Annotated in this window: 24 protein-coding genes and 1 pseudogene; 15 read left to right on the top strand and 10 right to left on the bottom strand. The window is 40.4% G+C overall.

Features of this window, described 5'->3' with window-relative positions; genetic code table 11:
- Nucleotides 1-447 precede the first annotated feature (447 nt).
- Both AC1F2U_RS03465 and AC1F2U_RS03460 read left to right on the top strand, forming a co-directional pair.
- Complete coding sequence (locus AC1F2U_RS03465; protein ID WP_322683578.1) at nucleotides 448-1443, top strand: DUF1517 domain-containing protein; 996 nt, start codon at nucleotides 448-450, stop codon at nucleotides 1441-1443.
- Between the two features lie 306 nt (nucleotides 1444-1749).
- The gene (locus AC1F2U_RS03460; protein WP_480259840.1) at nucleotides 1750-2130 is read left to right on the top strand and encodes a calcium-binding protein; all 381 of its coding nucleotides are present in this window, start codon (nucleotides 1750-1752) and stop codon (nucleotides 2128-2130) included.
- Nucleotides 2131-2133: 3 nt separating this feature from the next.
- Here AC1F2U_RS03460 and AC1F2U_RS03455 read toward each other — a convergent pair whose 3' ends face one another.
- From AC1F2U_RS03455 to folB, 3 genes are all read right to left on the bottom strand, one after another.
- On the bottom strand, nucleotides 2134-2694 hold the full coding sequence (locus tag AC1F2U_RS03455) for a sugar O-acetyltransferase (RefSeq protein ID WP_480259839.1): 561 nt from the start codon (nucleotides 2692-2694) through the stop codon (nucleotides 2134-2136).
- A gap of 69 nt (nucleotides 2695-2763) precedes the next feature.
- Nucleotides 2764-4047: an ATP-binding response regulator gene (locus AC1F2U_RS03450; RefSeq protein ID WP_480259838.1), complete on the bottom strand. Its 1284-nt coding sequence runs from the start codon at nucleotides 4045-4047 to the stop codon at nucleotides 2764-2766.
- A gap of 987 nt (nucleotides 4048-5034) precedes the next feature.
- Nucleotides 5035-5403, bottom strand: coding sequence for a dihydroneopterin aldolase (gene folB / locus AC1F2U_RS03445; RefSeq protein ID WP_480259837.1), 369 nt, complete (start codon nucleotides 5401-5403; stop codon nucleotides 5035-5037).
- 167 nt (nucleotides 5404-5570) lie between these two features.
- Here folB and menD point away from each other — a divergent pair, with 167 nt between their 5' ends.
- The 3 genes from menD to AC1F2U_RS03430 all read left to right on the top strand — a co-directional run bounded on the left by menD (nucleotide 5571) and on the right by AC1F2U_RS03430 (nucleotide 9052).
- A complete protein-coding gene (menD, locus tag AC1F2U_RS03440) occupies nucleotides 5571-7331 on the top strand; it encodes a 2-succinyl-5-enolpyruvyl-6-hydroxy-3-cyclohexene-1-carboxylic-acid synthase (protein ID WP_480259836.1) in 1761 nt (586 codons plus the stop codon).
- 166 nt (nucleotides 7332-7497) lie between these two features.
- Complete coding sequence (locus AC1F2U_RS03435; RefSeq protein WP_480259835.1) at nucleotides 7498-7725, top strand: helix-turn-helix domain-containing protein; 228 nt, start codon at nucleotides 7498-7500, stop codon at nucleotides 7723-7725.
- A 13-nt stretch (nucleotides 7726-7738) separates the two neighbouring features.
- The gene (locus tag AC1F2U_RS03430; protein WP_480259834.1) at nucleotides 7739-9052 is read left to right on the top strand and encodes a site-specific DNA-methyltransferase; all 1314 of its coding nucleotides are present in this window, start codon (nucleotides 7739-7741) and stop codon (nucleotides 9050-9052) included.
- Here the strand turns inward: AC1F2U_RS03430 and AC1F2U_RS03425 are convergent.
- From AC1F2U_RS03425 to AC1F2U_RS03415, 3 genes and pseudogenes are all read right to left on the bottom strand, one after another.
- On the bottom strand, nucleotides 9027-9887 hold the full coding sequence (locus AC1F2U_RS03425; RefSeq protein ID WP_480259833.1) for a hypothetical protein: 861 nt from the start codon (nucleotides 9885-9887) through the stop codon (nucleotides 9027-9029). The genes AC1F2U_RS03430 and AC1F2U_RS03425 overlap by 26 nt on opposite strands.
- 276 nt (nucleotides 9888-10163) lie before the next feature.
- Nucleotides 10164-10460, bottom strand: a pseudogene (locus tag AC1F2U_RS03420) (DUF4351 domain-containing protein); the annotation flags it as partial.
- Nucleotides 10461-10501: 41 nt separating this feature from the next.
- Nucleotides 10502-11374, bottom strand: coding sequence for an Rpn family recombination-promoting nuclease/putative transposase (locus AC1F2U_RS03415; protein ID WP_480259832.1), 873 nt, complete (start codon nucleotides 11372-11374; stop codon nucleotides 10502-10504).
- A 185-nt stretch (nucleotides 11375-11559) separates the two neighbouring features.
- Between AC1F2U_RS03415 and menB the strand changes: the two genes are divergently transcribed.
- Entirely contained in the window at nucleotides 11560-12393 is an 834-nt protein-coding gene (gene menB, locus AC1F2U_RS03410) for a 1,4-dihydroxy-2-naphthoyl-CoA synthase (RefSeq protein ID WP_480259964.1), read from the top strand.
- 127 nt (nucleotides 12394-12520) lie between these two features.
- On the opposite strand, the gene AC1F2U_RS03405 is transcribed toward menB, so the two are convergent.
- Both AC1F2U_RS03405 and AC1F2U_RS03400 read right to left on the bottom strand, forming a co-directional pair.
- Complete coding sequence (locus tag AC1F2U_RS03405) at nucleotides 12521-12835, bottom strand: hypothetical protein (protein ID WP_480259831.1); 315 nt, start codon at nucleotides 12833-12835, stop codon at nucleotides 12521-12523.
- A 428-nt stretch (nucleotides 12836-13263) separates the two neighbouring features.
- Nucleotides 13264-13818 carry a DciA family protein gene (locus AC1F2U_RS03400; RefSeq protein ID WP_480259830.1) on the bottom strand — a complete coding sequence of 185 codons (555 nt, stop codon included), beginning with the start codon at nucleotides 13816-13818 and terminating at the stop codon, nucleotides 13264-13266.
- Nucleotides 13819-14077: 259 nt separating this feature from the next.
- Between AC1F2U_RS03400 and AC1F2U_RS03395 the strand changes: the two genes are divergently transcribed.
- The 7 genes from AC1F2U_RS03395 (at nucleotide 14078) to AC1F2U_RS03365 (ending at nucleotide 21994) form a co-directional block, all read left to right on the top strand.
- Nucleotides 14078-15439, top strand: coding sequence for a hypothetical protein (locus AC1F2U_RS03395; protein WP_480259829.1), 1362 nt, complete (start codon nucleotides 14078-14080; stop codon nucleotides 15437-15439).
- Between the two features lie 324 nt (nucleotides 15440-15763).
- Nucleotides 15764-16513 (top strand): PspA/IM30 family protein, encoded by a 750-nt coding sequence (locus AC1F2U_RS03390; RefSeq protein WP_480259828.1) that lies wholly within the window; start codon nucleotides 15764-15766, stop codon nucleotides 16511-16513.
- A 162-nt stretch (nucleotides 16514-16675) separates the two neighbouring features.
- Nucleotides 16676-17452 carry a PspA/IM30 family protein gene (locus AC1F2U_RS03385; protein WP_480259827.1) on the top strand — a complete coding sequence of 259 codons (777 nt, stop codon included), beginning with the start codon at nucleotides 16676-16678 and terminating at the stop codon, nucleotides 17450-17452.
- Nucleotides 17453-17627: 175 nt separating this feature from the next.
- Nucleotides 17628-17957, top strand: a complete 330-nt coding sequence (locus AC1F2U_RS03380) for a thioredoxin family protein (protein ID WP_480259963.1) — start codon at nucleotides 17628-17630, stop codon at nucleotides 17955-17957.
- A gap of 141 nt (nucleotides 17958-18098) precedes the next feature.
- Entirely contained in the window at nucleotides 18099-19310 is a 1212-nt protein-coding gene (locus AC1F2U_RS03375; RefSeq protein ID WP_480259826.1) for an LL-diaminopimelate aminotransferase, read from the top strand.
- 405 nt (nucleotides 19311-19715) lie between these two features.
- Entirely contained in the window at nucleotides 19716-21011 is a 1296-nt protein-coding gene (locus tag AC1F2U_RS03370) for an NF038130 family PEP-CTERM protein (RefSeq protein ID WP_480259825.1), read from the top strand.
- A 560-nt stretch (nucleotides 21012-21571) separates the two neighbouring features.
- Nucleotides 21572-21994, top strand: a complete 423-nt coding sequence (locus AC1F2U_RS03365) for a response regulator (RefSeq protein WP_480259824.1) — start codon at nucleotides 21572-21574, stop codon at nucleotides 21992-21994.
- 20 nt (nucleotides 21995-22014) lie between these two features.
- Here AC1F2U_RS03365 and AC1F2U_RS03360 read toward each other — a convergent pair whose 3' ends face one another.
- Nucleotides 22015-22194: a hypothetical protein gene (locus AC1F2U_RS03360; RefSeq protein ID WP_480259823.1), complete on the bottom strand. Its 180-nt coding sequence runs from the start codon at nucleotides 22192-22194 to the stop codon at nucleotides 22015-22017.
- A 667-nt stretch (nucleotides 22195-22861) separates the two neighbouring features.
- On the opposite strand from AC1F2U_RS03360, the gene uvrC reads away from it, so the two are divergent.
- Together uvrC and AC1F2U_RS03350 are read left to right on the top strand one after the other, a co-directional pair.
- Nucleotides 22862-24739 carry an excinuclease ABC subunit UvrC gene (gene uvrC, locus AC1F2U_RS03355; RefSeq protein WP_480259822.1) on the top strand — a complete coding sequence of 626 codons (1878 nt, stop codon included), beginning with the start codon at nucleotides 22862-22864 and terminating at the stop codon, nucleotides 24737-24739.
- A gap of 836 nt (nucleotides 24740-25575) precedes the next feature.
- Nucleotides 25576-25755, top strand: coding sequence for a replication restart DNA helicase PriA (locus AC1F2U_RS03350; protein ID WP_104907454.1), 180 nt, complete (start codon nucleotides 25576-25578; stop codon nucleotides 25753-25755).
- Nucleotides 25756-26252: 497 nt separating this feature from the next.
- On the opposite strand, the gene AC1F2U_RS03345 is transcribed toward AC1F2U_RS03350, so the two are convergent.
- Entirely contained in the window at nucleotides 26253-26726 is a 474-nt protein-coding gene (locus AC1F2U_RS03345) for a hypothetical protein (protein ID WP_480259821.1), read from the bottom strand.
- Nucleotides 26727-26738: the final 12 nt, after the last annotated feature.

Below are 26738 nucleotides of genomic sequence, written 5' to 3'. Positions count from 1 at the left end.
TGTTGGTAGTAGCGAGGCGTTTTGCCCGTGCTAAATATTGAATCATAAGTTCAGAAGTAGTACTACTTATTCAGTGAAGGATTAAAAAAATTAGTCACAATAATCACTAAAAATTAAAATCATCTGTATAATTCAAAACTGTAGTCTGAAACTAGTCCAAGGCATAGTAAACCATTGCCCGTAGGCGTAGCCCATCGTAGACATCGCAATTTCTGTGAGGAGAAACATGTCTTCAGGTACGGTTCCCCAGTCGAGAAATCCCCCCTGCGATCGCTACCTACCCAGGATAAGACGCGGTAAATTGAATATGTAGCCTCTAAAAATGAATGCTACGTGAATGCTACAAACTTGCTTGTTACGGGCTAGCGTTAGCGACATCCTGGAACATTGCTCCCAACATGGGGAGAAATCATAAATAATAATTTCCGTTTCTCAAGCAATAGTCTTATGCGTAAAAAACTACAACAAACCATCAAACCGCTGTTAAAAACGTTCTTAGCCCTAAGCCTGGTCTTAGCTTTGGCTCTTGGTCACGCTGACGGTGCATTAGCAGCCCGCAGTGGGGGTCGTATCGGTGGTGGCTCCTTTAGAGCACCTTCCAGCCGGACCTATACACCGCGCACCTATGCACCTCCTGGCGGAGGCGGATACTATCCTGGGGGTGGTTATGGTGGTGGCTTTGGTGGTGGCTTTGGCTTTCCCTTCCTACTTCCTTTCTGGGGTATTGGCGGAGGATTTGGTGGTCTGTTTAGCATCTTAATTTTCTTTGCGATCGCTAATTTCTTATTGCAAACTTTCCGCCGCGTCTCTAGCGGTGAAACACCAGAAGCAGATTACAGCAGTAACTCTCCTGTTTCTGTAACTCGTTTGCAAGTAGGTTTGTTAGCTCAAGCCCGTGAATTGCAAAATGAACTCAACCACATTGCTGAAACTGCTGATACTAACACCCCCGAAGGCAGAGCAGAAATTCTCCAAGAAGCCAGTCTAGCTTTACTCCGCCATCCAGAATACTTTGTATATGCAGGTGGTGGGACTCAACAAGCCAGTTTAAATTCAGCCGAAAGTCAGTTTAATCGGCTGTCACTGGCAGAACGCAGCAAGTTTAGCGAAGAAACTCTTTCTAACGTCAACAACCAGCTAAGAGCAGCCCTTGCCAAAGATGCTTTACCTCCGGCTGGCGAACTAGACAACCCCACCCGCTTATTTACCGAAGGCCCTGGCGAATACATTGTTGTCACCTTGCTGGCGGCGACACTAGGTAAGTTTGACATCCCCACAGCTATTAATAGTGCTGATGATTTGCGTCAAGCTTTACGGCAAATTGGTAGTATTCCTAGCGACAAGCTTCTAGCAATTGAAGTTCTTTGGACTCCTCAAGCTGAAAATGATACCCTCACATCTGATGATGTGTTAGCAAATTATCCCGATTTGAGACTTGTTTAATTTCTGAAAAATTTTGCATCTTAGTGCAACGAATAAGTTTCCCTTAAGAACAATAACTAGAAAGCCGCTTGTCATTGACAAGCGGTTTTTTGTAGAGTTTAGTTTATATCATTTCCAGATAATTAGTTATGATTCCGACAGCCATTTCACCCCACCCGGCCCTAAGAGTTTGCAAAGAGGGGATTCAGGGGTGGGGGTCTAGGAGGTTAATAAGTAATTAAGCGGACATGATAGATATATTTAAGTATGATTTTAGAAACATTTTGGTAGTATTATCAAAATGAATTATACGCAAAGTGTTATCTTATGCCTAGTGTTGAAGCCGACGAAAACCGAGAGCATCGCATTAAAACGGAGATCGTTGTAGATGCCGAAGACAAAGAAGACCGCGCTATGGGTTGGTACTACTACCTCGAAGAGGTTCTGAATTTTCCCTTTTTGGCTACATGGACTAAGAAGGGACGCAAATCAGGTGCTGTCGAGGAGAAACAAGTGGAAGTACTGGGAATGGCTCCAGATGATGAGTGCTTAAAAGATATGTTTGTCGAAGTGGCTTATATTAATGGTAAGGATGAAGATGTATATTCTGCAAAATTATCTGAAATAGCAGCCATTGATGCTGACAGTGAAACTCAAGAAGCGATCGCAGACTGGCTCTATTGGATTGCTAGAGGTTATAAATTTTAAACTCTAGGATAAATACCGAATGACGCGGCAAGGATTGCCAGCAGCGACAACATTCTCCGGTATATCTTTGACAACTACACTACCAGCACCAATCGTTGTGTTATCACCAATAGTTACACCTGGACAAATAATTGCATTGCCACCAATCCAGACATTATTACCAATGTTAATTGGGGCGGCTAATTCTCTACCAGAAAGACGAATTTCTGGATCTATAGGATGATAGGCGGTATAAATTTGCACATAAGGAGCGCACAAAACATTTTCACCAATGTGAACTGTATTACAGTCTAAAATTACACAGCCATAGTTCATATACAATTTGTCGCCAGCAAAAATATTACTGCCATAGTCACAGTGAAAGGGTGGCACAATTGCTGCTTTTTGACCGATTTTTCCAAATAATTCTTGCAGAATTTGCTGCCGTTGCTCTTGCTGTTCTTCGGTTGTAGAATTGTACCTCCGCAACAGACGACTGGCTCGCTTATTTTCCGCAGCCAATTCTGGATCTTCGGCCAGATATAATTCGCCTGCAAGCATTTTCTGTTTTTCGGTTTTTTCCATGACAGAATTATAGGGCTTCTCGGTTGTATACCATAACCTTAGTAGCGCCTAGAGTATCATATTTTATCCTTAACTAAATATGGCATAAGTAGCTTTTCCCTGGCGTTTAGCTTGGTACATCGCAATATCAGCATCCCGCAGCAAAGTTGCAGGCTCCTCATAATTACTAAAATTCCAAGTGATACCAATGCTAGCTGTAGCAGATAATTGATATCCATTCAGGTTAACTGGCAATCTTAAGGAGTCTTGAATACGTTTGGCAACATTGGTAGCGTCGGTAATGTCTTTAATATCCTCCAAAAGAACAGTAAACTCATCACCACCAAATCGTGCTACAGTATCGCCACTACGTAAGCATGACTCTAAACGTCTAGCGATCGCTACTAAAAAATCATCCCCTATTCCATGCCCGAAGCGATCGTTAATCTCTTTGAAGCCATCTAAATCTAAAAATAAAACTGCAAAATAATAGTCGCTTCTGCGTTTGCTACGTTCTATAGTTTGTCTGAGCCGATCTAAAAATAAAACACGATTCGGTAATTCTGTTAGCCCATCATAAAACGCATTGCGGATCAGTTGTGCCTCTGTCTGCTTGCGTTTAGTGATGTCTTGAAAAACTAAAACCGCGCCAGTAATATTGCCATCTCGATCGCGGATAGGTGCAACATTATCCCCAATAGCTATTTCTTTACCATCTTTGGTAATTAATGTACAGTTTTCTGGTAAATTGAAAATTTCACCTGCTTCGATTACATAAGTGGCTAAATTTTCAATTTTTTCTCCTACATCTTTATTAACTAAGTTAACGACTTCTATTAAATCTTTCCCCAACGCTTCACTTTGCTTCCAACCAGTGATTAGTTCTGCTATGGGATTCATCATTTCAATACAACCATTTGCATAGGTAACAATAACTGCACAACCCATACTATTAATAATTGTCATCAACCTCTGTTTTTCTTCGTATAATATTTTTTTGCTCTGATGTTTGTACAGTGTCATTTCAATCACAAAATGTAAATCACTTTCAAGAAATGGTTTGGCTATGTAACTAAAAGGCTCACTTAGCTGATTTTTATGTAATGTTTTATATTCCGAACACTCTGTTAGATATATTACTGGCACATGGAAGTGATTCTGGATAATATCCGCTACGTGGAGACCATCTATTTCTCCAGCTAGACAGATATCAATTAATACTAAATGTGGATGAGTTTCTGCTACCTTTTTTATTACCTCTTTACCAGATTCAGTTATTTCTGATACTAGATAACCGAATTTTTGTAAACTTTTTCTAATATTTGAGGCTAGATTTTTTTCATCCTCAACAACTAGGATTTTGCGGGCGAACATGTTACGATAACCTGTTTGCTAAGGTTCAGATTCTTGTTGTCAGTGTCAACTCAAGTCAAAAGTGCTTATCTTATCATAAACAATCTTTAACTGCCTTGTATTTCTTACTTGATATCAATACTGACTAATGAGTAAATAGCATCATGTTATTAATCTCCGGAAATTTATATGCTTATCAAAGCTAATTTTGATTAATTTACGTAGCTAATATGATGCTACTAACATCAAATTAAAATTAGAATGCAATTATCAAGCACTCAAAAACTGATTTTAAACTGTATACAATAATTTTTTTTGGGAAAGTATAAATACTAAGTATAATCTCTATATACAAATTTATCAAGAAAAAATTTTCATAAAATCACAGTATATTACTTTAATATAATTACAAAAAATCTAGAGTATCTTGTATGTAATATATTAATCTACATTCACTTAATTATTAATAATAATTAATTTTAACCCGTAATTAAAAAGTTTAATGCTGCTTTATCTAAAAATAGCTTTTATATTCGATGAGTTATAAATTACGGTCTAAAGTTATCTGAAATATTTAATGAACAGTAAACTATTATTACTTAGAAATATTCATATAACAACCATAATTAAAAAAAATCAGTATTATTGTAATAGCATGGTAAGCCTAAATATGTGCAAGATAAAATTAGTTATATTTCTCAAATATCAATACTTGAGATATTTTTAATGCACTATTTTAGCCTTGCCACGCCACTACGCGTATTTTAAAAATAAAATACTAGTCCTATAGTTTTTGGTTAATACTTAATCACAATTCCTCTCCTCTGAAAATATGTAAGTTAAATGTTCATCAGCCGCTCGCGGTATTTTTTAGTTTTTTGGTAATCTAATCAGTAGGTGCTGGTGCCAATGGCAAAAAAGATTCTGATTGTGAGACACTTCCAAGCTCCACGTAAACCCCCAGTTTTTTGCTAGCTGATAGATATTGAAAAAAACACATTTTGTGAATTAAAGGTTGGGCTTACTTTTAGTCAGTTCAATGCTAATTTTGCCACCGAAGTCTGGAATAGGTGCAGCAGGTTTGCTGAGAGTGACTTGGACTTTTGTTACACGATCGCACTCTTGGAGGATAGAATCTGCGATCGTTGTTACCAATTTCTCCACCAAAACAAATTTAGACGTTTTGATCAGATGTTGTGTCAAGCTAATGACGCTGCGATAATCTAAAGTGTCTTCGATCGCGTCAGTCTTGGCCGCTGTGGAGATATCCAACCATAACCTCACATCCACCTCAAACCATTGTCCTAGCACCTGTTCTTCTGGTAGATACCCAGTGTAGCCATAGCCGCGAATTCCCGTTAAATGAATGCAGTCCATAAAAGTTTGAGAGCAAATTGTGCATTTTGTAGAAAGTTCAGCAAGTTTGCTTGGAGATTTTCTTTCCTCCAAACTCGCGCTGCGGTGATGGAACTCAACACCGCATTGATGGATTTTAAATTGAATTTCCCTAGACAAAATCTAAAATTTAAGATTGTTTTATAGCTATGTTTGATTTAATGCCGATCGCTTATACGAATGTTAATCAACTTTGGGCTTATATTTTAACAGAGACGCTAAAGCGGTTGGGATTGACTTGTGCCATCATTTGTCCGGGATCGCGCTCTACACCCTTAGCGATCGCCTTTGCTCAACAAGCACCTGAGATTGAAGCGATTTCCATTCTCGATGAACGTTCCGCCGCCTTTTTTGCTTTGGGACAAGCTAAAGCAACCGGTCGCCCTGTGGTACTAGTTTGCACCTCTGGTACAGCAGGAGCAAATTTTTATTCAGCAGTCATTGAAGCCTCATATAGTCGCGTACCACTATTGATACTAACTACCGATAGACCGCCAGAATTGCGAGATTGTCACTCTGGGCAAACTATAGATCAGTTGAGATTATATGGAAACTACCCAAATTGGCAAACAGAGTTAGCTTTACCCTCCGCCGATCTGGGAATGCTAGCTTACCTGCGACAAACGGTAATTCATAGCTGGGAAAGAGCGCAAACTCCTACAAAGGGGCCAGTACATTTGAATATTCCCTTTCGCGATCCCTTAGCGCCTCTGCCTGATGGAACCGACTTGAGTTATTTGCGATCGCAGTTTAAACCAGAAGACTTTTTCGCAGGAATAATAAGCGATACCCCATTCCCCATTCCCCATTCCCCATTCCCCATTCCCCAAGAATGGAAAGAATGCGATCGCGGTATCATCATCGCAGGTGTTGCCCAACCGTCGCAACCAGAAGAGTATTGTAGAGCGATCGCGCACCTTTCCCAAACTCTCAAATGGCCTGTGCTAGCTGAGGGACTCTCCCCAGTCAGAAATTATGCCGAACTCAACCCGTATTTTATTTCCACATACGACCTGATTTTGCGAAATCAGCAACTAGCAAAGCAGCTAGCACCCGAAATGGTGATTCAGGTGGGAGAAATGCCTACGAGTAAAGAACTGCGTACCTGGATAGATGCAACCCAACCGCGACGCTGGGTAATTGATCCCAGTGAGCAAAACCTCGACCCTTTGCACGGGAGAACGACGCATTTACGGATATCTGTAGAAGATATAAAAGTAGAGGAGAGAAATTTATCTTTATCCTCAGACTATGGAAAGCAATGGTGTGATGCGGAAACTAAAGTCAGGTTAGTTGTTGACCAAACGATGGGGAAAATAGATGAAATCATTGAGAGTAAAGCAGCTTGGTTAATTTCTCAGATTTTACCTCCAGAAACGCCACTGTTTATTGCCAATAGTATGCCTGTGCGGGATGTGGAATATTTCTGGAAACCGAATAATTTAGGAGTGCGATCGCACTTTAACCGGGGTGCAAATGGCATCGATGGCACATTATCCACAGCTTTAGGAATTGCCCACCGCCAGCAAAGTAGTGTGATGTTAACGGGAGATTTAGCGCTATTGCATGATACCAATGGTTTTTTAATCCGCAATAAGTTTGTCGGATATCTGACGATTGTGTTAATAAATAACAATGGCGGTGGAATTTTTGAAATGTTGCCCATTGCCAAGTTTGACCCACCATTTGAAGAGTTTTTTGGTACTCCCCAGGATATTGATTTTGCTCAGTTGTGCGCTACTTATAATGTGCAGCATGAATTGATTACTTCTTGGCAGCAGTTGCAGCAAAGATTGAACCCACTTCCAAATACAGAAATTCGGGTTTTGGAGTTGCAGACAAATCGTAAAGTAGATGCCAAGTGGCGACAGGATAATTTACGGAAATTTGCCGCAGATATTGTAATTTAACTCTGCCGTTAGATATTACTAAATAGTGAGATGCAAGATATTAATTTTGCCAAATGTTTTGGTGTCAAAATTAAAAGTGATTTATATAAGCGTTTCAAGTGCTGGTGAACCTTGCAAAATATTAGAATTAGTAGTATAATAACGACTCTAGCGAATTTAGCGACAAATGCGACAAGATGCGGAACATAACAATAATAAGAGTGAAGAAGATATTTCGTTTTTAACAACTATCGAAGTAGCTCAACTTCTTCGTGTTCACCAAAGAACTGTACAAAGATGGATATCATCAAATAATCTTAAAGCTACAAAAGTGGGGCCAAGAATTTGGCGGATCAGACAAAAAGACTTAGATGAGTTTTTACAAATAAATAATAGTAGAAAACGAGCAGAATAAAATATTAACTCCAATGGCAACAGGAATACCTAGTCGAAATAGTCGTAAAAGTCAAAAACAAAATGTAATTCCTTTTCGCCTGGAATATGAAGGGAAAATTCCTATAGAGGATATATTAAAAACTCCTGTAGCCAAGTTACATCGCATAATCAGTATAGATCAACATCCAAGAAACAGACTCATCTATGGAGAGAATTTAAGAGTTCTTAGTTCATTCTTGAATGATGATGCTATCGCGGGTAAAGTTAGTTTAATTTATATTGACCCCCCCTATGCAACAGGGAGTAGTTTTGAGTCTCGTCAAAGAGACCATGCTTATCACGACCTAATGGAAGGTGCAGAATATTTAGAGTTTTTACGTCAACGACTGGTTTTACTAAGAGAACTTTTATCAGATGAAGGTTCTATTTATATACATTTAGATGACAAGATGGCTTGTGCTGTCAAAATTATAATGGATGAAATTTTTGGTTCTAAAAACTTTCGCAATTTGATTACAAGAAAAAAATGTAACCCAAAAAACTATACACGTAAACAGTACGGAAACACCGCTGACTACATTCTATTTTACACAAAAACAGATAATTATATATGGAATCAGCCTTTTAACCCTTGGACTGAAACTACTGCAAAGAAAGAGTATCAATATGTTGAAAAAGAGACTGGAAGAGTTTATAAGAAAGTTCCTGTTCATGCCCCAGGTGTAAGAAAAGGTGCAACAGGTCAACCCTGGAGAGGAATATTACCTCCTCCAGGTAAACACTGGCAATATACTCCAGAAACTTTAGACGAAATGGATGCACGCGGAGAGATTTATTGGTCACCAACAGGGAACCCAAGAAGAAAAGTTTATTTAGATAATAGCCAGGGTATTTCAGTCCAAGATATTTGGCTTGACTTCAAGGATGCTCACAATCAAAATATTAAAATTACTGGCTATCCAACAGAAAAAAATCCAGATATGATCAAACGAATAATTCTAGCTTCATCTAATGAAGGAGATATTGTGTTAGATGCATTTGCTGGAAGTGGTACTACTGCTGCTGTAGCTGAAGAGTTAGGTAGAAAATGGATAGCTATTGATAATTCCCAACTTGCTATAGCTACAATAGTTCAGCGTTTAGTTAAAGGGACAGAAGCAATGGGTGACTTCATTAACGTAAATAGTTCCGCTAAACATGAACAAAAGTGCTTAATAGGTATAAATAGAATTTTACGAAGTGGTCTAGATTTATATATTGAAGAAACACCAGAATTAGAGTTTATCTCTGATACTGTAATACATGATTGGGATAGCAAACTCAACTTTCAAGCCAATCTTGTGTAAATCTCTCATCAAGCATTTTCAGAGTGCATACCATTATTTTACCACTACCATAACTTTCTAAACGAGCGTAATCATTCCACATAGATCCTAGTAGTAATCCTGGGCCATCATTCAAAAAAAATACTTTTAAAGCCACTTTATATGTATCAGCATATCTGATAATATCAGTTGCTTTATCTCGATTTCCACCAGTCCGATCATCTTCTTGAGAACCTCCTCTATCAGAGTCATAACGAGCAAATCCAACTACTAAGGGGGTTCCATCTAATCGAGATATAAAAATATCTGCTGGAGTTTGAGCTTCCCAATTATCCAAAACCTTATCAAGCATTACATCTTTTCCAGCACGAACTGGTCCCCGAATTATATAGTTTTTACCAAATACTCTGTCAAACCATAAGAAAAACGCTTCTGTCAAGTCATAGCCTTTTTGCCCCCGTTTACTCTGTTCTAAAAGAAGAGCCATCAGAGTTTCATCGGGTACAGGACGACTTTGCAAGTTTCTTCTAACCTCTTCTAAGCTACGAAATCTATCACCAAAGTCGTTAATTATATTGGGAATATCACGTTTTTTCTTGGTCATTTCTACTGTCGTATCTGGTGATACATACCTCCGAAATACTCTCAGAAGTTGAATACGTAAAGGATCGGGCTCTTTTGTAATAATTTCGAGTAAATTTGCAGAGCTTGTTGCTTCGTATACCAATTCTATGAAACGCTCCAAAACTTTCTCGTAGAGCATTTTAGCTTCATCTAAAGAATCAGGGTAGAATGGTGAGTCAAATATGGTAATCCACTTAGATGCAGTTACTTTGTAGCTACTGAATGAAATCAAAGGACAATCTCCAATGCCATAATCGATACAATCTTTTAACTATAAAGTACATAACTCTATAAAAAACACCAAAGCTAACGCTTCCAACTGTTCCTCAGCAATTTCACCAAATAGTCGTTTTAACAGTCGCAGTAGGAGCGATCGCACTGATTCTTCCACCGCTTCTGATATACCCCCGTGTCTGCAAATGCTTCTTCACTTCGGGAAAATTTATTTGTAGCCATCATTATTTTACGGAGTGCGATCGCTCTTCTCCTCTGCGTCTGTGGGTGAAACTTACCCCCTTACTTCACCTTGTAACCACCCTTCCAAATCAGCAAGAGTAGAGAAATCCAACAAAGCATCACCTAAAGCTTCCAACTGTTCCACCGATAACCCTTGCATCTGGGACAGAAGCGCATCAGAAATATTACCCACGCGCCGATTTAATAGCCGTAAAACGATCGTTCTTTCTCCTTCTTCCTTCGCTTCCCGAATAGCCCGTGGTTCTTCCAAATTCAGTCCCAACATCGTTGCAATCTCGTCTCGACTTAGGGTAGAAAACTTGTAGACAATAATCGTCGTTACCAACAATTTTAGCGATCGCTCTCCTGCTATGCATCTTTAAGTGAAACTTACCCCCTTACTTCACCTTGTAACCATCGTTCCAAATCAGCAAGAGTAGAGAAATCCAACAAAGCATCACCTAAAGCTTCCAACTGTTCCAACGATAACCCTTGAATCTGAGACAGAAGCGTATCAGAAATATTACCCACACGCCGATTTAATAGTCGTAAAATGATCGTTCTTTCTCCTTCAACCTTTCCTTCGACTTTTCCTTCCTCTCGTCCTTCAACCTTTCCTTCTTCCTTCGCTTCCAGAATAGCCCGTGGTTCTTCCAAATTCAGTCCCAACATCGTTGCAATCTCCTCTCGACTAAGCTTAGAAAACTTGTAAACAATAATCGTCGTAATTAAATCAATTATCGCTTGCTCCGATTGTTGCTGTGCTTGCTCCAACAAAAACCGCGCCCCTTCCACTGCTTCCGTTTCAGAAGTAACATTTGTCAGCAACATCAAACCCAATCCCAAAGGTTGCTGTCGCAAATCCCCCAACTCATCCAGATAAACCTCCTTGATTTGACCACTTTCCAACAAAGCGCGGTGAATCGTTGAGTTAGAAGGTTCCAGACTGCGAGAAGCAAAAATCAGCACTCCAAACCAATCATCGTAACGAATCGAGTTGCGGTAGAGAAACAAAAACAATTCGCTGAAGAAGCGGTGATATAAGTCTTCATCCTTCTGAAACTGGACTTCAGCAAAAAATACGGTTTGGGAAACTGCATTAGCCGGAGGTAAAAATACTCCATCAATCCGAAACGCGGTTTCTTTCACTTCAACTGATTCAAACTGGTAGTTTTCCGCCTCTGCGGGAGGTTCATCTACTAATTCAAACAGCAAACCGGGAAATTGCTTAAATAATTTGTAGAAGATGGTGTCACGTCGCATTTTTATTCCTCAACACCCAGACAATTACCAGATTGTAAAGGCTTGAGACAACAATTTTAGCGTAGGCATAGCCCACACTTCTCTACGAGACGCTGCGCGAACGACTTAGCTCAGTGACCGCCGCAGGTATCGCATGTCCCTACGTCCGCGATAAAATTCTTGAAGCAACAGCGCACCCCATACCAATGCAAATTAACTGGCAAACTGCCAAAACCTACGAAGACATCCTGTATCAAAAAACCGATGGCATTGCGAAAATCACCATCAACCGTCCCCATAAACGCAATGCTTTCCGTCCTGAAACAGTCTTTGAACTGTACGACGCTTTCTGTAATGCTCGTGAAGATACTACTATTGGTGTTGTCCTATTTACTGGTTATGGCCCACACACTGATGGCAAATATGCCTTCTGTTCTGGTGGCGATCAAAGTGTGCGGGGACATGCAGGTTATGTGGATGATACTGGCATCCCTCGCTTGAATGTCCTGGACTTACAACGCCTGATTCGTTCGATGCCGAAAGTGGTGATTGCTTTAGTGGCTGGATATGCGATCGGTGGTGGACACGTTTTACACTTAATTTGCGACCTTACCATCGCTGCCGATAACGCCATTTTCGGACAGACTGGCCCGAAAGTCGGCAGTTTCGACGGTGGCTTTGGAGCCAGCTATCTCGCCCGCGTTGTGGGGCAAAAAAAAGCTAGAGAAATTTGGTTTCTCTGCCGCCAATATGGTGCACAACAAGCGCTAGAAATGGGTTTAATTAATTGTGTCGTCCCAGTGGAACAATTAGAAGCCGAAGGTATTCAATGGGCGCAAGAGATTTTACAAAAAAGTCCGATCGCAATTCGATGTCTCAAAGCTGCCTTTAACGCTGATTGTGACGGACAAGCTGGTTTACAAGAACTCGCTGGCAACGCCACCCTACTTTATTACATGACAGAAGAAGGATCTGAGGGCAAACAAGCCTTTCTCGAAAAGCGACCACCAGATTTTCGCTCTTTTCCTTGGTTGCCTTAGAATAGCAAAAATCGCATCTTATTAAAGGGTGCGATTTTTGTAAATATAAACTTTTACAGCACTAAAAATCTTAAAAACAAATCTTATTTTAAGCAGACTACAAACTCAGTCCAGTAATAATGGATGACTAAATGACCACTACTTTAGTTTTTACCTGTTCAGATATGGAGGCAGCTATTTCCTCTAGAGGGGCAAGAGCAGCATTGTCTAAATCTGAGGCTAAAGATTGACAAGATGTTAAAACTGGAGCTGCATCTGGTAAACCCCAAGCATCTTCTAAGGTTTCCCAAGAAGGTGCAAAAGGTGGAAGCGCCAAAGAACAAGCTTTCCAAGTTGCTTGAACTGGTGCGCCCAACTGCTGGCACGTTCCACCACGGCGACCTTCTGGCTGGTAATGACGGCAATATCTACAGGCAGATGCTAAAACTTTAATGGGTTTCATTCGGATTCATCTTTAGTGTTGTTTCTGGCTGAATTTCATCTTTATATTCTGCTTCTATATATAAAGACGGAGAAAAGCCAAAAAGTCATTATTTTCTATAGGTTTCAGCGATCCCAAGTAAAAAATAAACTTCAGGATATTTTTATAATCTTGTTATATATTTAAATAATTCCTATAGCAGTTACATATAGGTATCGTCTAAAACTTATTAGGGATCAAGACTAAAACTAAAGCTTTTGATTTATTCAGCCTTTTAAATTCCTCCTTAAGGATGGCTTAAGGCATAGAATTTCACATAAAATAGTCTGCTTGGCATACCACGTTTGGCAGATTTTAGCGGCAAATTATACTTTTTCTCAAGAATTAGAACGATTTGATGTAATGGCAGCAAGTTATTTCAGGATAAACTCTGCTCAACGAATAATCGCTCAATTATTTTGCTTTGAAAACTGTTTAGCAGCACAGACAGAACAGACTTCCCAGCGCTGGAGTTCACCGGGAGGGGTGGGAGATTGGCACTGGGGACAAAGGGGTAAACCATGCGATCGCGATCGCACAATCTTCGTCCAATGTCCAAAAGCCGCATTTACATCCTTGGTAGGTGTAGCATCAGGGCGGTTAATCTCATCACCAAGGTAACTGGGGTGCTCATGAGGCGAAACCATTTGTTGCTGTTTTCTCTCCACCGAGGGATTCTGCCAGCCAGCAGTAGAGAAGCGAATATCAACCAAAGGCGTTGGCAGCTTTTTATTCAAGTTTAAAAGTAGAGATGTGCGACCAAAAGTCAGGTTTTGCGCCCAAGCAGCACTAGAAGTTGCTACCGACAAAACATCACGCTGAATCGATAATGGTCGAGTATTTGCGGCAACTACTGGGCCAACAACTTCTGCCCAACACTTGAGCAGACGTTGAAATGGTTGCTCCTGCCATTTCGACTGCTTTTCCAGAATCCTTAAAACATCATTAATTGATTTCAACGACATTATTCAAAGTGGGGAGTGGAAAGTGGGAAGGGCAGGGGAGCAGGGGAAAAGTAGCAGTAAGTCTTTCCCCTCTGCTCCTCGGTCACTGAGCGTAGCCGTTGGCGCAGCCTCTTGTAGAGAAGTGCTGCCCCTCGGTACTTCTGCCTCTTGTGCCCCATACTTAATGCCCACTCTATCTATTTAAATAATTTCCGCTACTATTATCACAAAATATATCTAAAAGTTGATTCCAGTAATCTACGTTTGAGGCACAAAGGCAATGACTCAAAACCCCCTGAACGACTCCAGTACTCATCAATCGTCAAAAACACCTGGGTTGAAACCAGTACTAGCAGCAGCACTAGCAAGTTTAGAGGTGCCGCTAGATCAAGAGTTAGCTCGATACCGACGCACGCGAACTGGTTTGGTGTCATCTAAGCAGTCCCGTGTTGCAAGTTACATCAGCGGGCAACCCCAACCGTTAACTACCATTTCGACAATATTGGGCGCAACTCAGTCCTCAGCAACGGAAATTAAAACCAACGTATCGCCTGCATCTGTACCCGTGAATCCTGAGATGAATCCAGCGCCAGCTACGGCAAAAATTGATGTCTCACCCGCATCTGTAGCTGTGAATCCTGAGATGAACCCAGCACCAACTACGGCAAAAATTGAGGAACTGAATAATCTTAATGTGCCCTCAACCTCCAATGCAGCTAAAACACAAACTCAACTCCCACCACCCCCACCCAACTTTAGTAGCAGCATTGTGCCAGCGATCGTTAAAAATACTAAAAGCGAAAATCACTTGCAGACAGATGATAGCCCCAAGCACCCAGATGACTATTTAGAATCTAGTGAAGCACTGCTGCGAAGTCTGACAGAAGAACAACCAGAAACCAAGAAACCAAGCAATTCTAGCGACAGTCTGCTATCACCTTTGGGTATTGGCTCCATGTTGCTGCTATTGGTGGCTAGTCTTATCTTGGGTTATGCAGTCTTTAATCCCAAAAGCTTGCCACAATGGAATTTAGGCAATTTATTTAACGGCAACTCCTCTCCCACACCAGAAAATACTGAGGAAGTTGGGAGTAATGTCCAACCTCAAATTCAGCCACCAAGCACATCTATACCCAAATATCCCAATCTAGCTACTGAAGAGTTTCCTGAAGTCAGAGATCCCAATGATGTAGTAGGCTTAAAACCCAAAGTCCAACCAACCCCCGCAGTAGTGCCTAATCCAGTTGTTCCCCAAAACCCCGCAAATCCTCAAGGGGCATTTTATAACCCCAATACAGCCCAACCGACTAACCCGATCGCTTTAGCACCAGTACCGAAACTACAATCCTTGCCTCCCCTAAATTTACCTCCCACTTCACCGACAAAAACCTCGCCCAAGCCAATCGCAACCTCACCAAAGCCAGATGCAGAAATCAAGCCAGCAACAGATGGGTTTTATCATGTAGTAATAGATAATAAAGGCGCAGCTTTTGCCTCAGCACGGCAGGTAATTCCTGATGCTTATTTATCGCCTAACAAAGAATTGATTTATCTGGGTGCTTTTAAAACTAAAGAGCAAGTAAAACAACAGATGAAACTGTTAGAAGCGAAGGGAATCAAGGCACGAGTTCAGCAGCCATGAATTGCAAAAATCTACGATACCATGAGATAACAGTCCTGAGTCGATAAGTGCTGAGTGCCCATTTGTGTTAGCGGATAGCTAGGGTTTAGCCCGTGCTGAGTGGTAGAGACAGAATATTGTTTGTTTACGACCCCACAACAAAAAATATTATACTCAAAACTTTTATTAGGCACTCAGCATTCCATAACTACCTTATGACAAAAAATATTACTATACTCAGGACTTTAACTAGGCACTCAGCACTCTATAACTAAATTCATTACTCAGCACGGTCTAAACGCCCTGCTAACAGCACTCAGAACTGGATTTCGTTGGAGAGCCGATATGGAATTAATCAAGCGTATCCTGCGGGTGATTCGCGCTAATCTCAATAGTTTGATCGGTGGTGCAGAAGATCCAGAAAAGATTTTGGAGCAAGCTGTCCTGGAAATGCAGGAAAATCTGGTGCAGTTGCGGCAGGGTGTAGCACAAGCGATCGCTACCCAGAAACGCACTGAACGACAAGCAGCGGCTGCTCAGTCTCAAACGGAAGAATGGTATCGCCGCGCCCAATTGGCCCTGCAACAAGGTAATGAACCTCTAGCACGTGAAGCTTTGACTAAGCGCCAAGCCTATAAAGAAACTACTACAGCCCTTTTTTCCCAGATAGAGCAACAAAACGAGATAGTTGCTAGGCTAAAAAAGGATATGCGATCGCTAGAGTTAAAAATTTCCGAGGCGAAAACTAAAAAAGATATGTATATTGCCCGCGCCCGTTCTGCGGAAGCGTCTTATCGCCTTCAAGAAATGCTCGGCGGAGTTTCTGCTACTAGCAGTCTGAGTGCCTTTGAGCGCATGGAAGAAAAAGTTTCACAGATAGAAGCTCAATCAGAAGCCATAGCTCAACTTAGTAGCGACGACTTGGAAACACAATTTACTTCTTTGGAATCGAATGATGTAGATACCGAATTGGCAGCGATGAAGGTACAGGTTTTCAAGCAGTCAGAAAACGCACAGGACAAAATCCTAACTGAGGAGAGCCAAAAGACAGAGCAGCCTCCCCAACAGCAGTTACCCAAAACTCAGGATTCTTGAAGTTCGACTAATTACCCCAGTTTGGCGATATCTTAACAATTAAGAGTTGTTAGGAGGTACTGATTCAAACTGGAAAGATTACATTGAAATAGGTAACTATAAAAAAGTAAAAAAGCTAACTGTCCAACAAAAAGCGTAAATCACACAAGGAAAAACAAAGTTATGGGATTATTCGATCGTATTAAGCGAGTAGTTAGTTCTAACCTCAACGACCTGGTTAACAAAGCCGAAGACCCCGAAAAAATGCTAGAGCAAGCCATCCTGGAAATGCAGGAAGACTTGGTGCAGCTGCGTCAGGGAGTAGCCCAAGCGATCGCCGCCCAAAAACGCAGTGAAAAACAGTATAATGATGCCCAAAATGAAATCAATAAGTGGCAACGCAATGCCCAACTAGCGCTACAAAAAGGTGATGAAAACCTAGCACGACAAGCTCTAGAGCGGAAAAAAACTTATACTGACACCAGCACAGCCCTCAAAGCTAGTTTAGATACCCAAAGCACCCAAGTTGAAACCCTCAAACGCAACTTAATCCAGCTGGAAAGCAAAATTTCTGAGGCTAAGACTAAGAAAGAAATGCTCAGAGCTAGAATCACCACTGCCAAAGCCCAAGAACAACTCCAAAACATGGTGAGTGGGATGAATACCAGCAGTGCAATGTCTGCCTTCGAGCGGATGGAAGAAAAAGTCTTGATGCAAGAAGCGCGCGCCCAGTCAGCAGGAGAGTTAGCAGGTGCTGATTTAGAAAGCCAATTTGCTCGATTGGAAGGTAGTAGCGATGTTGATGATGAATTGGCAGCTTTGAAAGCCCAGATGCTACCACCCGCCGCTCCCCAAAATCAAGCCAAACTGCCACCGCAACAAGAAGCCACTGCTCCTAAATCTAATGAGGTGGTTGATGCCGAGTTAGATTCCTTACGCAAGCAATTGGATCAACTGTAAAATTGACAGAAAACTTATTTAAGCTAGTCCCACACCTGTTGGCTGTGGGATTTTACGTCATTAGTCAATAGTTAACAATCCTAATCACTATAAATTATTAACTATGGACTATTGACGACTTTGGGATAAAGTATTGTGTGTGCCAACTTTAGATCGCCACCTGATGGAGACTGCAATGAGTAAGGCTGTAATCACCATAACCGATGCTGAGTTTGAAACCGAAGTGTTAAAAGCCGAGCAGCCTGTATTAGTTTATTTTTGGGCTTCTTGGTGTGGGCCTTGTCAATTGATGTCGCCCGCGATTAACTCAGCTGCCAGCGAATATAGCGATCGCCTCAAAGTCGTTAAAATGGAAATTGACCCCAATCCACTGACTGTTAAGCAGTACCAAGTGGAAGGTGTACCCGCCCTCAGACTATTTCAAGGACAGGAAGTTTTGATATCCACCGAGGGAGTCATTGGCAAAGAGAAATTATTTGCTCTTCTAGATACCCACTTAAATTAGTCATTGGTCATTGGTCATTGGTCATTAGTCATTGGTCATTGGTCATGGGTCACTTGTACTGAGCATTACCCTTGGTGCAGCCTCTGGTAGAGAACATATTGGTCATTTGACAAAGGACAAAGGACAAAGGACAAAGGACAAATGACTAACATACAGTTTGCAAAACGTTTACAACCCCTAAAATCTAATGTATTTGCTGATATGGACAGAACCAAAGCAGTCGCTTTGTCCGCTGGCCGAGAGGTAATTGATTTGTCCTTGGGGTCTTCCGATTTACCAGCCGAGTCCCACGTTCTTGAGGCGATTGCCCAATCTCTTGGCGATCGCAGTACCCACGGTTATCTGTTGTTTAACGGTACCCTTGGATTTCGCGAAGCCGCAGCCAACTGGTACGAACAAAAATTTGGTATCAAAGTCGATCCTCAAACTGAGGTATTACCTTTAATTGGTTCTCAAGAAGGCACAGCCCATTTACCCCTAGCAATACTTAATCCAGGAGATTTTGCCCTGTTGCTCGATCCAGGTTATCCATCCCATGCGGGGGGAGTCTACCTAGCCAGCGGTCAAATCTACCCGATGCCACTACTGGCAGAAAATGGTTTTTTACCAGTTTTTGCTGATATTCCTGCCCCAGTTTTGGCGCAGTCGCGGATGATGGTATTAAGTTATCCTCATAATCCCACTGCTGCGATCGCACCTTTATCTTTCTTCCAAGAAGCTGTCGCCTTCTGTCAACAACACAATCTCGTGCTGGTTCACGATTTTCCCTACGTGGATTTGGTATTTCAGGAAAGTAGGGAGTGGGCAGATTCTTCTCCTAATTCAAAATCCTTAGTCCCTTCAATTCTGCAAGCCGATCCAGAAAAAAGCGTCTCGATTGAATTTTTCACCCTTTCCAAGTCCTACAACATGGGTGGCTTCCGCATTGGCTATGCCATCGGTAATGCCCAGTTAATTAACGCCTTACGCCAGGTAAAAGCCGCCGTTGATTTTAACCAGTATCGGGGAATTTTGAATGGTGCGATCGCTGCCCTAACTGGACCTCAAGCTGGTGTAAAATCTGCTGTCAACACCTTTCAGGGGCGGCGTGATGCTTTTATCAGTGCCTTACATCGCATTGGCTGGAATGTTCCTACTCCCCAAGCCACAATGTACATCTGGGCAAAATTGCCCTCACCTTGGAGTGAAAATTCCGTAGAATTTTGTACCCAGCTAGTCAAACAAACTGGTGTAGCAGTTTCTCCAGGTGCTGGCTTTGGCAAATCTGGAGAAGGCTATGTCCGTTTTGCTTTGGTGCATGAGCCTCCTTTGTTAGAAATTGCCGTAGAAAGAATGGCTGAGTTTCTTCATTAAATTTCTTCTCAAGCTGAATCCCAAGGATTTTTGATGGCAAAATCTATCAATAGAAGATGCAGTAGGGACACACATTTATTTGTGCGCCCCTACTAATCACCGTATTGTACTGAAACCAAAAATATTAAGTTGTACTTTTTAATCTTATAATCTTTGCGATAAATACGCAATTATACGTATATAACTATCAAAACATTCTTCATTTTTTTATTGATAATCAGCGGTAACTTTACCCAATCAGGTCTCCTCGTTTCTTAAACTGGGTTTGTACGCTCAGATACCAAAGACGGCTAACAATGCAGGTAAGCATCTGTATAGCCAAAAAACCTGTGGTCAAGAAAGCCCAAGCCTAAAAACGACAGTAGTTTAAAACTTAACTTCCAAACTGACAGAGACTTGAAAACAATGAAAATGACTTTTCAGACACTTATAATTGGTGCCTCAATGGCTATTGGTGTGAGCGCTCTTGCCACTGCCCCAGCACACGCTACATCTTTTAGCTTCGATAATAATGGAGAAATTAACACTTACACTGGTGGCTCAAATGGTACCTTCATTAAAGGGAATGCCCAAGGTGGTACTAAAGCTGCGATCAAAGCTTTGACAGATAACGACTCCAGTTCTAACGTTGAGCTTTGGTATAGTAGCGAAACCCCAGGTTCTAATGTTGGCTTCACCGCCACAAAAGGAAACTACAGTGCCACCGTTAGTAGTGTCACTGCTGATGACTGGAATAGTTTTGGTTCGCAATGGCTAGGCGATTTATTGAGTAGCTACACACCATTTCAATCAGTTTGGAACGGGTTTTCAGCCGACAGCAAATCACTAATAACTAGTTATTTTCCTTCCTTGGGAATGGGAGATCCTAACATTGGTGGTTTCCAATTCGGTCAAAATGGTGGTGTGGAACTAAAGTTAGTTGGTCACTTGGATGTAAAGACTAAACTTGCTACAACTATTTCTACTAAGGTTGATGAAAAGTGGAATGCAATTAAATCACAGTTCCCTCAACAAACAACTGCACCAACCCTTTCACAACTTGAAAGTTCAATTCCACAACTACAAACACAACTCAACGCAATTCCAGGACAAATTACCACACTACAAACACAACTCAACGCAATTCCAGGACAAATTACCACACTACAAACACAACTCAACGCAATTCCAGGACAGATTACCACGCTGCAAACACAACTCAACGCAACTCCTAACATTCCAGCCAATCAAGTAAAAAGGCAACAACTCACAAGTCAAATTTCTCAACTGAATACTCTCAAAAATCAGACACTGCCAGGTCAAATTTCTCAACTGAATACTCTTAAAAATCAGCTTCCAGGCCAAATCTCTCAACTGAATACTCTTAAAAATCAGCTTCCAGGTCAAATCTCTCAACTCACATCATTTAAAGATGTACTGACCCTGCAAGCTGCATTAAATGGATATCAAGGTGAAATTGCGGCTAGTGAAATTGCTAAGGTAGTTACTGGTGGTCAAACTTACTATGCCTATAGCTTTAACCCCACTGCATCCGGTATTACTGCTTCTGATGATGGTGTATCCTACAGTGCAATTTATACTTGGTCAACACCTAAGTATGTCTCTCCATCCTCTGTACCAGAACCCTCAGTAGTATTTGGTATTTTAGGTGTTGCTGGTATCTTTGTTACACAACGTAAGTTAAAAAAAGTATCTGGTTGAAACTCCGGTTTCCATTCCAAAAAATAAGTAAGGGAGCGAACAGCTCCCTTTTTTGATGTGATGAATAATTCCTTGCTGCTATAATAAATTTAATGTTCTAGGTTATACTATTTCTAAAAATACTTGCAACAAATGAATCGGTTGCAAAATTCTACATCTGTATGTCCCTAGCAAGTTAATTTGTTTATAATATGGATTTTGCACAATAGTATTGCTTACCCTCACGGCTTCAGGAAGGGCTATTACCATAATATTAGTACCAGTATTACTTAAGTAGTTTTACTCATAAAATTTAGGTAACTAAATTTGTAAAAACAGAAGTTAAATTAATACTCTAGCTTATAAAAAATTAGTAAAAAAAAGATTAATTTTTGATTTAACTACATTTAATAATACTATCATTTTAGTATTGTAGTGCAGCTAAATTTAATTGATTCATATTTTTGATTTAGATTACATAAGTACAATTTCTATTTGTTTCACTCTTTAAATGCACTACTGTTTTAGTTTATGGTAAGAATTACTAGCTTTTAATTAAGATAATCAGATAATAGGTAGCAATGACAGTAAAATTACTCAATATAAATCAGCCATTGCAGTCACACAAAGTTAAACGAATTTTACTAGTTGAAGACCATTACCTCAATCGGATGTTACTTAGTGATTATCTAAGTTACTGTGGTTATGAAGTCCAAAGTTTATCAGAAGGTTCTGCTTTTTTCTCAACCATAGAGAAATTCAAGCCTGATTTAATGTTATTGGACTTGAAATTGCCAGATGTTGACGGTTATTCACTCTTAAAAGAAGTCCAGCAAAAACCTGATTTGTCAAAAATACCTATCATTGTGGTTTCAGCCTTTGCTTTTAAAGCAGATCGAGAACTAGCTCTGAGTTTGGGCGCACGTAACTATTTTGTCAAACCTTTAAAACTCAAGGATCTCATCCTTGCAATTGAAGAACAGTTTACTTGTCGCAACAGATAATTTTTTTGTTATGTGTGTCTTTATTCTGCTTTTTGGTCAGCAATAAATTCTTCAACACACTCACTAAGAGTCTGTACAGAACTGCCAATTGTTGAAATTTTCTGTTGTACTTGCGCTAATAATAAAACTGCTGTTTGCAGTTCATTGAGAGTTTCAGCCATAGCTTCACGATACTGAACTTCAAAATCTTGTAAATTCATAATTTAGTTTTTGCCTGAAATCATCATAATAAATATATTTTCAATCATAATGGCAAATTTAACTGACTAAATCCGTTAATCCGCTTAATATTATAAATTCAATAAAGAAACATAAATAGTATGATTAAATAAAACTTTAATGTAATATTTATACAAGCAATATACAAGTGCTTATTTATTAATAAAAAAGTCTAATTCAATACAAAAATATTATCATCTAATCTAAAATATAAATTTTCAAATAATAAATTATAAATTTAAAAATATTAATTATAAATTCAAAAAGCAAAGTTTTTATTATCACAGTAGCAGTCAATGACTAAGGTCCCAGCTAAACAAACTCTCGTCGGCTCCAAAGTTCTAATGCTTGCAGTAACTTTTCTGGCGAACCTCTAGCTTGGAAGCCAAAGAAGTGACTACAGCAGACTTTTCTTTGTGCGGACTAAAAGCCTACTTGGATTGATGTTGTTAGGGGATAGCTAGGGCTTGCCCCATGCTGCTGCTGAGTTAGGAGTATTATTCTCCCCCAGTCTCCAGCCTCTGTTTTATCTGTTCTAGTATATGCCACTGATGACTGCTACTTTATATTTACTTGATAAATAATTTATTAAATCGGCACGAAAAAATAATTTTTCTTAAAATAGAGAAAGATTACCTAATTTTGGTTGTGACAATATCTACTCAAATATTACCGCTGGTTAAAGAGCCAGAACGACTAGAAAACCGTCTAGCCGAAATTCCACCGGAACCGGGGGTTTATTTCATGCGGGACGGGAGCGATCGCATTATCTATATAGGTAAATCGCGTAAGTTGCGATCGCGTGTTCGTTCCTATTTCCGGGATGGCTACAACAAGAGCGAACGTATCGCCACGATGGTCAAGTTGGTGACAGAAATTGAATTCATCGTTACTGATACAGAAGCCGAAGCTTTAGCGCTAGAAGCGAATTTGATCAAGCAGCACCAGCCATACTTTAACGTGCTGCTCAAAGATGATAAAAAATATCCCTATCTCTGCATTACTTGGTCAGAAGATTATCCGCGAATTTTTATTACCCGTAAACGTCAATTCGGTAAAGAAAAGGATAAATTTTACGGGCCTTATACTGATGCTGGTTTATTACGAGAAATTGTCCGCATCTGCAAGCGCATCTTCCCACAGCGACAACGACCTCAACCACTTTTTAAAGACCGTCCTTGCTTGAATTTTGATTTAGGGCGTTGTCCTGGTGTATGTCAACAAATGGTTTCACCAGAAGAATATCGCAAAATTGTCCAAAAAATAGCGATGGTTTTTCAAGGTCGAACTCAGGAACTGATTGATATTTTGACTCAACAGATGAATGCAGCAGCTGAGAACTTGAATTTTGAGTCAGCGGCGCGGATTCGCGATCAAATTTCTGGGTTAAAGTCGCTGACAGCCGACCAAAAAGTTTCCTTACCAGATGATACTGTTTCACGGGATGCGATCGCACTGGCAGCCGACGAACAGCACGCTTGCATTCAACTATTTCAGATTCGCGCTGGGCAATTGGTAGGACGTTTAGCCTTTGTGGCGGATACTCACGCCGAACCAGGAGCTATTTTACAACGAGCTTTAGAGGAACATTATCAAACTGCTGAGTCCGTGGAAATACCCATAGAAATTTTGGTACAGCATGATTTACCAGATGCGGAGATATTGGCGGATGTCTTAACTCAACGTAAAGGCAAAAAAGTGACGATTTTGACTCCTTTGCGGCAAACTAAGGCAGAATTAATTGAGATGGTAGAGCGAAATGCTCAGTATGAATTGCAAAGAATGCAGAAATTTGGTGATCGCAATCACCAAGCAATGCAAGATTTAGCTGCCATCCTCGATTTACCAGATGTACCCCACCGCATCGAAGGTTATGACATTTCCCATATTCAAGGGTCAAATGCTGTAGCTTCGCAAGTTGTGTTTATCGACGGATTACCCGCAAAACAGCACTATCGCCACTACAAAATTAAAAATCCCACGGTGACAGCAGGACACTCAGATGATTTTGCTAGTCTTGCTGAAGTCATCCAGCGGCGGTTCCGTAAATATGGGGAAGATCAGCAATTAGCGCGTTTGGGTAATCCTGACTGGCCTGATTTAATCATGATTGATGGTGGTAAAGGTCAGTTATCATCAGTTGTCGCCGTTTTGCAAGAGATGAATTTATTAGAAGACTTGCGAGTTGTAAGTTTAGCAAAGCAGCGAGAAGAGATTTTTTTACCAGGAGAATCTAAACCCTTGACAACTGATGCAGAACAACCGGGGGTACAGTTGTTGCGGCGGCTACGGGATGAAGCGCATCGGTTTGCAGTGAGTTTCCATCGTCAGCAACGCAGTGATAAATTGAAGCGATCGCGTTTAGATGAAATTCCTGGTTTAGGACATCATCGCCAAAAGCAGCTACTAGGGCATTTTCGCTCAGTTGATTATATTCGGCAAGCGACAACCACACAACTTGCTGAAGTGGCAGGAATTGGGCCGCGTTTGGCTCAAGAAATTTACGATTATTTTCATCCTGCTTGAAGTGACAACTCCCATTTTTACCTTGAACTGGGGATTGGGGACTAGTACCGCAAGGCGGAATTAAAAATTAAAAATGAATACAGCGTAAGCGTTTCATTGATTTGGAATGGATGGTTTATTTACGCTGTGTTGTACTAGGGACTGAGTAATGGGAAGGTAGTGAGCCTTTATAACGGTTCTCGTTTACGTGAGGTACACCTGTAAACGAGAATTACTTTAGTGCGTACTAAACGGATATATTCCCATAAGTACTCTCCAAGATGTCAAAACAGACCAGTTATCAAAAGGATGCTAGATTTTGCTCTACTAAGATTCGGGTTTAATTACTGGCATTGGAGAAAACTTTAAGCGGTTCCCGAAGTTTCGACCAAAGGAAGCCGCTCCTCATAAAGTTTGGTAGTTTTATTTAAATTATCTCATTAGAATTTGATCTCATAAATCTTGTCAGCAAATATTAACTAAATCTTAAGATAGATATTTTGTTACTAAATATACAGTAATTTATGTGGTTTAATTTTTGAATACAAGAACGGCTTTTTTTATATTCGTCTGAAACGACTATAAACAAGGCTCTCTCAAGGCATTAGTCATAGGGATCAGTAAATATCTAAGCGGTATTTAATTTAAAAAGAATTTATGTATCTAAAGTAGGAGGGTAAAATCACTGAAATTCTAGAATAATAGATAAAGATATGGGAAAGTTATCAAACCTGAAGTTTTGTTTAAAATAATCAGCCAATATTACAGCAGTTTGTTAAGTTAGATCGAACCAGATTTTTTCCTGGTTTAACTAGTAGCCTTATCAAATAAAAAATAATTACAACCAGGGGTTTAAAATGCAGACAGTACAAAAGATTTACTGCCCAAATTGTGGTAGTCATGCAGAGCGTTATTATATTTATGATAGTCAATTAACTCGGACACAATGCCCAAGTTGTGACTATTTGATGATTAGTTGCACTCGCACTGGCAAAGTGATTGAAGCTTATGCTCCTGGCATTCATGCACATCGGTAGCTAATAATAAAAAATTAAAAATTGGAGAAGATTTTCTCTAATTTTTAATAAAAAAATTATTTATTAAAACAGAATTCAGTGGGAATTGGAGTCTGACTGGCGCGCAGCAGTAGTGAGTTTGCGTACCTCTATGGGGAAGCAAGCTACGCGCATCATCTTGTAAAGAACTTCTGAAGAAATATGTTTAATAGACTTCTTGCATAAATCAAAAGCCCTCACCCTAAATCCCTCTCCCAAAGGAGAGGGACTTTGAAATGGACTTTAAAATTGGCTCCCCTTCTCCCACACTTGGGAGAAGGGGTTGGGGGATGAGGGCTAGTTTTACATTTGTGCAAGAGGTCTAATAAATACGCTAAGTCGTCCTTTGCACGTCTCTGAAAAAGAAGATTTAGCGGTTTACTTACCTTAGTGGCGAGTCAGTAGCAAGATGCCGCAGGGTATTCCCGACTTTCTTATTCTGGATTCTAAACTTTTCTTCAACAGAAATTTTGAACACTTCACAGGTTTTCTTTCTGTTGTCTAAGTTCTTGCTGTCGTCTCTGTTCTTGTAATCTAAATTGTTGCTGTTGTCTAATTTGTTGATCTTGTCTGAGTTGTTGATCTTGTATTCTCAACTGTTGCTGTCGTGTAAAATCTTGCTGTTGTAGTATTGTTTGTTGCTGTTGTAGTCTAAATTGTTGCTGGCGTATCAGTTCTTCCCGTTGTCGTGTAAATTCTTGCTGTTGTATTTTCTGTTGTTGTTGTAGTTGTTGGGGTTGTTGAAAGTTTAGCCGTAGCCATGTATCCTGCAATTGCTCTTGTGTTTGCTGAGTTCGCTCCTCTTGTTGTTGTCTCATTCTTTCTTGAAAAGACTCAGGTTGCTGAGGAATCGGTTGAATTAGTTGTCCATAAGCAGGAGAACTCATCGGCAAAGCTTTTGCAAGAACAATCGCTAGTGGCCAAAGTTTAAGCGTTAATGATCGATTCAACATACAGTTATTTGT

Source organism: Nostoc sp. LEGE 12454 (genome assembly GCF_056620565.1).
This window is presented reverse-complemented; position numbering and strand designations above follow the sequence as displayed.

What these genes read in the sequence shown, in the direction of transcription:
- AC1F2U_RS03360 (WP_480259823.1), bottom strand. Translation starts at nt 22,194, where the DNA reads ATGAATTTACAAGATTTTGAAGTTCAGTATCGTGAAGCTATGGCTGAA.
- AC1F2U_RS03395 (WP_480259829.1), top strand. Translation starts at nt 14,078, where the DNA reads ATGACTCAAAACCCCCTGAACGACTCCAGTACTCATCAATCGTCAAAA.
- AC1F2U_RS03465 (WP_322683578.1), top strand. Translation starts at nt 448, where the DNA reads ATGCGTAAAAAACTACAACAAACCATCAAACCGCTGTTAAAAACGTTC.
- menB (WP_480259964.1), top strand. Translation starts at nt 11,560, where the DNA reads ATGCAAATTAACTGGCAAACTGCCAAAACCTACGAAGACATCCTGTAT.
- AC1F2U_RS03370 (WP_480259825.1), top strand. Translation starts at nt 19,716, where the DNA reads ATGAAAATGACTTTTCAGACACTTATAATTGGTGCCTCAATGGCTATT.
- AC1F2U_RS03455 (WP_480259839.1), bottom strand. Translation starts at nt 2,694, where the DNA reads ATGGAAAAAACCGAAAAACAGAAAATGCTTGCAGGCGAATTATATCTG.
- AC1F2U_RS03380 (WP_480259963.1), top strand. Translation starts at nt 17,628, where the DNA reads ATGAGTAAGGCTGTAATCACCATAACCGATGCTGAGTTTGAAACCGAA.
- folB (WP_480259837.1), bottom strand. Translation starts at nt 5,403, where the DNA reads ATGGACTGCATTCATTTAACGGGAATTCGCGGCTATGGCTACACTGGG.
- AC1F2U_RS03405 (WP_480259831.1), bottom strand. Translation starts at nt 12,835, where the DNA reads ATGAAACCCATTAAAGTTTTAGCATCTGCCTGTAGATATTGCCGTCAT.
- AC1F2U_RS03415 (WP_480259832.1), bottom strand. Translation starts at nt 11,374, where the DNA reads ATGCGACGTGACACCATCTTCTACAAATTATTTAAGCAATTTCCCGGT.
- AC1F2U_RS03365 (WP_480259824.1), top strand. Translation starts at nt 21,572, where the DNA reads ATGACAGTAAAATTACTCAATATAAATCAGCCATTGCAGTCACACAAA.
- AC1F2U_RS03375 (WP_480259826.1), top strand. Translation starts at nt 18,099, where the DNA reads ATGACTAACATACAGTTTGCAAAACGTTTACAACCCCTAAAATCTAAT.
- AC1F2U_RS03400 (WP_480259830.1), bottom strand. Translation starts at nt 13,818, where the DNA reads ATGTCGTTGAAATCAATTAATGATGTTTTAAGGATTCTGGAAAAGCAG.
- AC1F2U_RS03460 (WP_480259840.1), top strand. Translation starts at nt 1,750, where the DNA reads ATGCCTAGTGTTGAAGCCGACGAAAACCGAGAGCATCGCATTAAAACG.
- AC1F2U_RS03435 (WP_480259835.1), top strand. Translation starts at nt 7,498, where the DNA reads ATGCGACAAGATGCGGAACATAACAATAATAAGAGTGAAGAAGATATT.
- AC1F2U_RS03345 (WP_480259821.1), bottom strand. Translation starts at nt 26,726, where the DNA reads ATGTTGAATCGATCATTAACGCTTAAACTTTGGCCACTAGCGATTGTT.
- AC1F2U_RS03385 (WP_480259827.1), top strand. Translation starts at nt 16,676, where the DNA reads ATGGGATTATTCGATCGTATTAAGCGAGTAGTTAGTTCTAACCTCAAC.
- AC1F2U_RS03390 (WP_480259828.1), top strand. Translation starts at nt 15,764, where the DNA reads ATGGAATTAATCAAGCGTATCCTGCGGGTGATTCGCGCTAATCTCAAT.
- AC1F2U_RS03430 (WP_480259834.1), top strand. Translation starts at nt 7,739, where the DNA reads ATGGCAACAGGAATACCTAGTCGAAATAGTCGTAAAAGTCAAAAACAA.
- menD (WP_480259836.1), top strand. Translation starts at nt 5,571, where the DNA reads ATGTTTGATTTAATGCCGATCGCTTATACGAATGTTAATCAACTTTGG.
- AC1F2U_RS03450 (WP_480259838.1), bottom strand. Translation starts at nt 4,047, where the DNA reads ATGTTCGCCCGCAAAATCCTAGTTGTTGAGGATGAAAAAAATCTAGCC.
- AC1F2U_RS03350 (WP_104907454.1), top strand. Translation starts at nt 25,576, where the DNA reads ATGCAGACAGTACAAAAGATTTACTGCCCAAATTGTGGTAGTCATGCA.